Annotated in this window: 5 protein-coding genes; 3 read left to right on the forward strand and 2 right to left on the reverse strand. The window is 62.5% G+C overall.

Annotation, left to right across the window (positions count from 1 at the left end; genetic code table 11):
* Positions 1-58 precede the first annotated feature (58 nt).
* On the reverse strand, positions 59-2,113 hold the full coding sequence (locus ASE22_RS25910) for a ParB/RepB/Spo0J family partition protein (RefSeq protein ID WP_056366877.1): 2,055 nt from the start codon (positions 2,111-2,113) through the stop codon (positions 59-61).
* 123 nt (positions 2,114-2,236) lie between these two features.
* Positions 2,237-4,156, reverse strand: coding sequence for a strawberry notch C-terminal domain-containing protein (locus tag ASE22_RS25915; protein ID WP_235536270.1), 1,920 nt, complete (start codon positions 4,154-4,156; stop codon positions 2,237-2,239).
* A 383-nt stretch (positions 4,157-4,539) separates the two neighbouring features.
* Between ASE22_RS25915 and ASE22_RS25920 the strand changes: the two genes are divergently transcribed.
* From ASE22_RS25920 to ASE22_RS25930, 3 genes are read left to right on the forward strand one after another with little or no spacing between them, the layout of a single operon-like run.
* The gene (locus ASE22_RS25920) at positions 4,540-5,772 is read left to right on the forward strand and encodes a site-specific integrase (RefSeq protein ID WP_007015824.1); all 1,233 of its coding nucleotides are present in this window, start codon (positions 4,540-4,542) and stop codon (positions 5,770-5,772) included.
* On the forward strand, positions 5,769-7,124 hold the full coding sequence (locus ASE22_RS25925) for a tyrosine-type recombinase/integrase (RefSeq protein ID WP_009823940.1): 1,356 nt from the start codon (positions 5,769-5,771) through the stop codon (positions 7,122-7,124). The genes ASE22_RS25920 and ASE22_RS25925 overlap by 4 nt, the downstream gene beginning before the upstream one ends.
* Positions 7,121-8,125, forward strand: coding sequence for a site-specific integrase (locus ASE22_RS25930; protein WP_009823939.1), 1,005 nt, complete (start codon positions 7,121-7,123; stop codon positions 8,123-8,125). Before ASE22_RS25925 ends, ASE22_RS25930 begins: the two co-directional genes overlap by 4 nt.
* Positions 8,126-8,215 lie beyond the last annotated feature (90 nt).

An 8,215-nucleotide genomic window follows, 5' to 3' on the forward strand; every position in this document is an offset into this window, starting at 1 on the left:
GGGGCGGCACTCCGCGAAGAGTGCCGCCCCCAGTCGCCTCGAACTGTGCAAGCGGGCGTCAGGCCGCCTCGCTCAAATCCTCCTGACCGTCGTGCGTCGCATCATCAGGGTCGGACTCCTCGTCACCATCATCGCCGGGATCGACGTCATCGCCCTCGTCGATGAAGGTCGAGCGCAGCGCGATGGTCTCTGGCGTTTCGATGGCATCGAAGCGCATCGCATCCGGCAGCCAAGCCGCCGCCTTTTCGCGGACCTCGGCCTCGACGATCCCCTGCCCGTTGCAGAGCGAGGCGCAGGTCGCGGCAAGGTCGCCCTTCTTGGCGTCCTTGTAGCGCCCGCGCAGGATCGGCCCGCCAATGTCCTCGAGCGCGTCGAGCATGACGTCCTTTTTGACGCGGCCGAAGAAATTCTCGGCCGTGGGGCGCCACCAATGCTCGACCTGGATGTCGAGCGCGCGGCCAAGATGGTCGTGGAATCCGTTTGACCGTCCGCCCTCGGCAACATTCAGGCTCGGCTCCAGCGTGCGAGCGATCGAGAAGGCCACCCAATTGCCGCGGGCCTCGTCGTCGAGCGCGCGGAAGGCGTCGAACCGTTCGGTCATGGTCTTGTGACCGGCCCAGCTCGTATCGAGACGCTGGCGCTGGTCCTCGATGGTCTGCGACGCCATCGACCCTTCGTCACGGAAGCCGAAGATCGGGAATTGCGCCCCGCTAGACTTGAGCGTCGAGTGATTGCGGACGTAGTTCTGCTCGAAGACGACATTCTGCGCCATCAGGAAGATGGTCAGGTCCAGCGCCAGCGCCGGATCGCTGGCGATGTGGGCGACGAGGATCTGTCGCCGCTGGGTCGCCAGCTCGTCGATCAGCGTAGCACTGAGTTTGGGTCCATGGTCGATGTCGCCGGCGCCGTCGTCACCATTGCCACCGCCCGTCACCTTGGGCGGAGCATTTGGATCGACGACTGGCTTCTCACTGAACATGCGGGTGTGAACGCGGGCTTCCCCATCACCGCCGATATAGACAAACGTCCCGATCTGCCCCCGGACCGCCGGATCGATCTCGCGACGGCATTTCTCGATGCTTTCAAGTTCCCGTTCGATTTCGTCGAGACGATCGTTCGCGGCCTCGGCTTCCGGCGTCCCGTCGGTCAGTTCGCCTTCAAGCTGCTCGACGAGTTGGTCATTTTCGGCCGAAAGCGCATCGACACGCGCGCTTTCCGCTTCGCTGAGCGGCCGCGCGGGCGCGTGAAACTCGTGAAGCTGTCGCTCGAGATCATAGGGAACGTGGGTGGCCGCGATCGGCGTCACGAAGGCAAGGCCCTCGGCCTGTGCGAGTTCGGCTGCGGCCGCCTCCAGTTTTTTGCCGGCAAGATCTTCGAGAAGATCGACGTCGATCCAGTTCTCGTCCCCCTCGGCGGCAAAGAGATCACCTTCGATGCGGCCGCCTGCCGCGACATAGGCATCGCGACCGATGAACCGCGCCTTGGCATCGTTCGCCTTGATCGTGCCGTTGAGGATCGCACGCCGGATGTTGTCGGGCTGATCGCCATAATAGGAGGTGCTCATCTGTGCGAAGACGCGAGCCTGACGATCGATGTCGCTCGTCACGGCATAGGCCTGGGCGACACCCAGGGTGATTTCGCCGGCGGCGAGAGCCTGGAACACGCTTGGTGCAAGCTCGGCAAGCCGCACCCGCTGCTCGACGAAGCGGGTGGTGACGCCCTGTCGCTTGGCAACGTCCTCGGCGGTCATCCCCTTCTGGATGAGGAAGTTGAACGCGGTGCTTTCATCCGCCGGGTTCATCGGAACGCGCTGAAAATTCTCGGTGAGGCTCGCCTCGACCGAGTTGTCGTCGTCGGTAAGGACGAGGACGGGCACGACATGGTCGACGGGCAGAGTGCCCTGTTCGATCAGGCTCTGGAGTGCGCGCAGCCGGCGCCCGCCCGCCTTGACGGTGAAATGGCCCGCTTTTTTGAGCGGGGTAACGATGAGATTCTGCAACAAGCCTTGCGTTGCGATGCTGGCGGCTAGGGCTTCGATACCGGCCTCCCGGCTCGATTTACGGACATTGTCTTTCGACAGCGAGAGGTTCTTGACCTTCACGGACTGGATCATCTTTCGTCTCCATCTGGAACTGGCGCGCCGCCTCGACGGTCACGCGAGCCTGCTCACCAGGCCCACAAAGCCGAAGGCCCCCTCCCCTCTCCTGCGCTGGGCGCGGAGAGAGGACCTGGATCGTCAGGCGGCGATGCGCTCGATGACGGCAGCGGCATTCGCGACGGGAACGAACATCCGCGTCCTGTGCTGGATGATATCGGTAAAACAGCCGGCCGCCTTGAGTTCGGCAAGCCGCGTGTGCGGCCAATCGAGCAGTTCGAGGCGCTGCTGCCCGGCGACCAAGCTGCGCTTGAGCCGGTAGGCTCCAACGGACGATATCTCGCCGGTCGTCATCACATGCTTTGCGGTATCGTCGCCCGACACGGTGATGGCGGCATTGATCCCGAAGGCGTCCGCGAGCTTCGACACCAGCGGTGCAGGGACGATCCGGCCGAGGAAGGACTGGCCGTCATCGGTGTTCAGCCGCCAGACCTGAACATGATCGTCGGGCAGACGATCCCAGACCGGCAGGAGCAGACCCGCGACCAAATAGAGCGTGCTGGTGCGGGTCTTGCCCTGCATCTCTTCGACCTCGGCCTGCCACAGCGCCGAAAATTCCTCCTCGCTGGTTTCTTCCCACATCGTTTCGAGCAGCAAGTCTTGCCGCATCCGCTCGGAACTGGTCGGCCGAACCAGCTCGTAGCGGCGAACGATCTCGCCATCGTCGTCGGTGAGCGAATAGGTGCTGCACCGGATCGCGGCCCTGCCGGACTTGCGATTGACGATCGGGCGCGCGTCGTCGCCGAGGATCCGCAACGCGCGGTCCAGCGGGACCGGCTTGTAGCGCTCCTCCGTTTCGAGGCGCAGGATCTCGGTTTCCGCGCCGCTCGTCTCGTCGCGCCGGATCACCGTGCGATCGAGGATCGTGATGCGTTCGGCATTGATGCTCTCGACACCAAGATCGAGCGTGCCGGCTTCGCGCGCCGCCTCGATCCGGGCCTCGATCAGACCGAGATATTCATCGAAGATCGCATTCTGCAGCGTGATGCGCAGCGCGAGAATGCGATTGAGCCAGCGCTGAATGGGCGGCAGCTCCTCCTTTAGCCCGCCGCCTTCGCCCTCCAGTTCAAGTCCGGTGAGGGTCTGGAATTCCTCAAGCGTGGTCGAGCGCAGCTTGCCGTCGGCCAAAAGGCGAAACCATGTTTCGAGGGATTCCTTGGCATAGTCGCTTTCAAGATTGTCCCGCGGGTCGAACAGACCCTGGCCGCCCGTCTGGCGCTGGCCCCGTGTCAGGGCGCCAAGGCTGTCGAGGCGGCGGGCGATCGTCGAGATGAAGCGCCGCTCGCCGCGGCAGTCGGTCGATACCGGACGAAACAGCGGCGCGGTTGCCTGATGCGTGCGGTGGGTACGGCCAAGACCCTGGATGGCCGCGTCGGCGCGCCAACCGGGCTCGAGCAGATAATGGTTGCGGCGCGACTGGTTCTCGGCGGTGAGGCTAGCGTGATAGCTGCGCCCCGTGCCGCCTGCATCCGAGAAGATCAGGATCTTCTTCTCGTTCCGCATGAAGGCGTCGGTCTCGGCAAGGTTTGTTCGCGGCGAACGGCTCTCGATACGCTGGCGACCGTGCGCATCGACGACGATACGCCGGCTGCGTCCCGTAACCTCGGCGACCGCATCGCTCCCGAAATGCCCGATAATATGATCAAGGGCGGACCCCACGATCGGCAGGGAGCAGAACCGCTCGACGAGATTGTCGCGCATCTCGATCGCTTCCTGGCTGAAGATGGGGCGGCCTTCCTCGTCGGACATCGGCTCGGAGCGGGTCTTCCCAGTGTCATCGACGAAGGTCTTCATCTGTCGGACGGGAAAGGCCGCCGTGAGATAGGACATGACGAACTCTTTGGGCGAAAGCTCGATGTCCAGATTCGCCCGGTCCTCGGCATTCAGCGCGGCCAGTGCCCGGTTGAGCATCGCCTCGGACGTCGAGACCAGCTGGATCACGACACTCTCGCCCCGGGCCAGATCCGCACGGATCGCCGGGATCAGCGATGGCAGCTTCATGCCGATCAGGATCTGGCCGAAGAAACGCTGCTTGGTGGATTCGAAGATCGACAGGGCAGCGGCCTTCGCGCCGCTGTTGTAGGTGTCGTTGGAAAAGCTGTCCGTCACCCGGGTGGCATCGAGCGCGGTGCGCAAATTGGCGTGGATAATCGCTTATCGCGAGGAAGCGGTAATGCGGAGGAGCGCGGCGTAACCGGCGAATTCCCATGATAGTGTGCGCAGTTGCTGCGCATTATATTGGTTGCGNAATCGCTTATCGCGAGGAAGCGGTAATGCGGAGGAGCGCGGCGTAACCGGCGAATTCCCATGATAGTGTGCGCAGTTGCTGCGCATTATATTGGTTGCGAACCTCGGCGGTCCCTGGACCAGCTGAGGAGGCAATCATGTTGAAGTTGCATGACGAGTTGATCACCGAACTCTCGAATTCGCTCACCACACAGAATTACAATCCCGTGGTCGTGGCGAACCACCGTCTCTACGCCCGCGCGTTTCTCGATTATCTGGCCGAGTGCGATATACAGGTCGAGACTGTGACGCCGCAGCAGGTCGATCAGTATTTTGGCTATGCGGTTCAGGATTTTGAGATCCAGTACGGTCGGCCTCCCAGTGCGCGTTGGCACATGTTGCCCCGCACCGCGATCGCCAAGCTCCTCCGGCTTGCTCAAGGCAATTGGCCCCCGGACGCAGAAATGATCGGTCCCGATGACGAGCATCGACATGAAATTTGCCGCGAATACGAGGCATGGCTGCGCGAGGAGCGCGGTTTGGCAAGCGCGTCCATTGCGGCGCTGATGTGGGAGGCGCGAAACTTCCTGCGATGGCAGTTCGACCGGGCCGGTGCCGCCAGCCTCGAAACGTTGAGCATCGTGGACATCGATCTCTACATGGACATGCGCGCGCCTGGTTTACGGCGCAAATCATTGGCCGATGTCGCTGAGCGTCTCCGTTCGGTGGTTCGCCATCTGCATCGGACGGGTCGCATCCCGACCGATCTGACGCCACACATCATCGGCCCCATGCTCTATGCCTACGAAGATGTGCCGTCGACGCTGGAAAGGAGCCAAATCGCCGCGGTTCTGGCGACAACGCAGGAGGACAGATCGCCACGCGGACTACGCGATTATGCGATACTTCAGCTGCTTGCCACGTATGGGCTGCGCGAAGGTGAGATATGCCGCCTTCGGCTCGATGACGTGGACTGGCGCGCAGAATCCCTCCGGATCTGCCACACCAAGACCAACGCGTACTCGTACATGCCGCTAATGGTGACTGTTGGTGAAGCGCTGCTGGATTATCTGCGCCTTGGGCGGCCCCAGGTTGAAGTGCGGGAAATCTTCGTCCGATCCTGCGCACCCTATATCGCAATGACGAACCTGTACGGCATGATCCGCGGTCGGTTGGCCGCCGCAGGCGTAGTGCCAGCAGGAAAGCGGGGGCCGCATGTCTTCCGCCACGCACGTGCGGTCGAAATGCTGCGGGCATCGGTCCCGCAAAAGATCATCGGCGACGTGCTCGGGCATCGATCCACCGAATCCACCAATACTTATCTCAAACTGGCAACAGATGATCTCCGAGCCGTGGCACTCGAGGTGCCTGGAATGGAGGTGCTGTCATGAGCGCCTGGCACGATCCCGATCGCACCGTCGTCGACGCCTTCCTGGTAAAATCGCAGTTCCGGCCGGGAAGCGTACCGACATATCGCTGGTTCCTTTGCACCTTCGAAGATGTTGCCCGCCGGCATCCGGCGGTGGACCGGCAGATGCTCGACGCCTGGCTGAAGGAGATGCAAAAACGTTGGCGATTGTCGACGCTGCTCAATCAGGTCTGCATTGTCGACCGCTTCCTCGACCACCTCGTCGAAATCGGGCTGATCGCCGACAACCCTGTTGCTGCACTTCGCCGTCGGTACAACGTCAAGCAAAGCAAGCCGATCTGGCGGGCCTTGGCTTCCCCGAATCCCGACGAATCCTTGGCCGCGTTACGACGGCCTGCGCCCTTCGGCAGCGTGCTGGGTGACTTCATGCAAGACCATGTCATGCTGATGCGCAGCCGGGGATATCAATATGAAGCGCAGGCTCACTGGCTGCTGCGGTTCGATCGGTTCCTTCAGGCCCGTCCCGACCTCGCGGAGCAACCACTTGAGGCAATGATTGCGAGCTGGGCGGCTGCCAAGCCGACCCGCAACCACGCGGCTGAATGCCAGAAGCTGGCGCGCATCCTGACCAAGGCGCGGTTCCGCCTCGATCCGACTATCCCGCCAAAGCGCTTCAATCCCCGGCCAGAGCGGGAAGTAGCGCGGGAGCATCGGCAACCGCATATCTTCAGCCCGGCTGACGTTCGGCGTATGCTCGATACCGCACGGACTTATCCGTCGCCGGACGCTCCGCTGCGGCCGTTGACCCTCTACACCATGATCATGCTGGCCTATTGTGCCGGGCTACGGCGAAGCGAGCTGGCATGGCTCGATCTTGGTGACGTGGACCTGCAATCAAGCACGATCACGATCCGGGAAACGAAGTTCTACAAGACCAGGATCTTGCCTCTATCCGACAGTGTCGCGGTCGAACTGCGCGCGTACATCGATGCGAGGCGGCGCGCTGGCGGCCCACAGAACCCGAAATCAGGGCTGTTCTGGCATGCCCACTTAAATGACCGCTACAGGCCCGAGGCGGTTACGACAATGATTACCAACGTCATGCGCCGTGCTGGGCTCAAGCCCGCTTCGGGCCGGACCGGGCCGCGGGTCCATGACCTTCGTCACTCGATGGTGGTGAACCGCATCCTCCAGTGGTACCGGTCCGGCATTAACCCTCAGGAAAAACTGCACTTCCTCTCGACCTACATGGGGCACCGGGATCTCCACTCCACGCTGGTCTACATCACCGTCACGCAGGATCTGTTGCAGGAAGCCAGTGAACGGTTCCGCGCGCTCGGCGCCCCGTGCCTTGTCACGGAGGCGCGGCCATGAGGAAAGGCAATCCATTGCCCGCGTTGTTGCGGGCGTTCTTCCAGGAGTGGCTGGCCGAGCAGCGCAGCGCGTCAATCCACACGATCCGCTCTTATCGCGACACCTGGCGGCTGCTGCTTCGGTTCGTCGCGGAGCGAAAAGGCTGCGGGGTCGCGCGGCTGACGCTCACCGACGTCTCGGCCGGCGAGGTGCGCGCGTTCCTTCATCATACCGAGCATGGCCGCAAGACCACGATCGGCACGCGGAACTGCCGACTGGCCGCCATCCGCAGCTTCTTCAGCTTCGTGGCGGACAAGAATCCGGAATACATCGCGCAGTGCTCAGAGGTCCTGGCTGTTCCGTTGAAGCGGGAGCCCACCTCCGCGCCGTGCTACCTCGAGCCCGAGGAGGTCGAGGCCATCCTCGCCCAGCCCAACCGATCGACACTCGAAGGGCTGCGCGACCATGTACTGCTCTCGTTCCTCTATAACAGTGGCGCGCGAATCCAAGAGGCGCTTGACCTCTGTCCCGAAGCAATCCGGTTCGATGCACCGAACTTCGTGCGTCTTTACGGCAAGGGGCGCAAGGAACGCATCTGCCCGCTCTGGCCAGAAACCGTGGCATTGCTCAGGAAGCTACTGGAGCGACAGCCGCGTGCGCCCGATGAGCGGATCTTCGTCAATCGATACGGTGAACCGCTAGGGGCGTCAGGGGTGCGGTTCAAGCTCAACGCCTACGTGGAACAAGCCGCGAAATCGACGCTGACCCTCCAGTCAAAACACGTTACGCCTCACAGCTTCCGGCACGCGACCGCCGTCCACCTCGTTGCCGCCGGGGTCGATATCACCGTCATCCGCAGTTGGCTCGGGCACGTCAGTCTCGATACGACCAATCACTATGCTCAGGCCAATCTGGAGACCAAACGAAAGGCGCTGGAACAGGTTGGCGCCCCGGCGGCGAGCAACGTGCCACCTTCGTGGAAGCGAGATGCCAATCTGATGGGATGGCTCGACACCCTATAGAATAATGTGAAGGACGTGGCGAAATGTTCCGCAGCTTTGCAGGACTACGCCGCGTTCCTCCGCATTACCGCTTCCTCGCGATAAGCGATC

It is taken from the genome of Sphingomonas sp. Root720, from assembly GCF_001428605.1.
In the GTDB taxonomy this organism is placed as follows: Bacteria; Pseudomonadota; Alphaproteobacteria; order Sphingomonadales; family Sphingomonadaceae; genus Rhizorhabdus.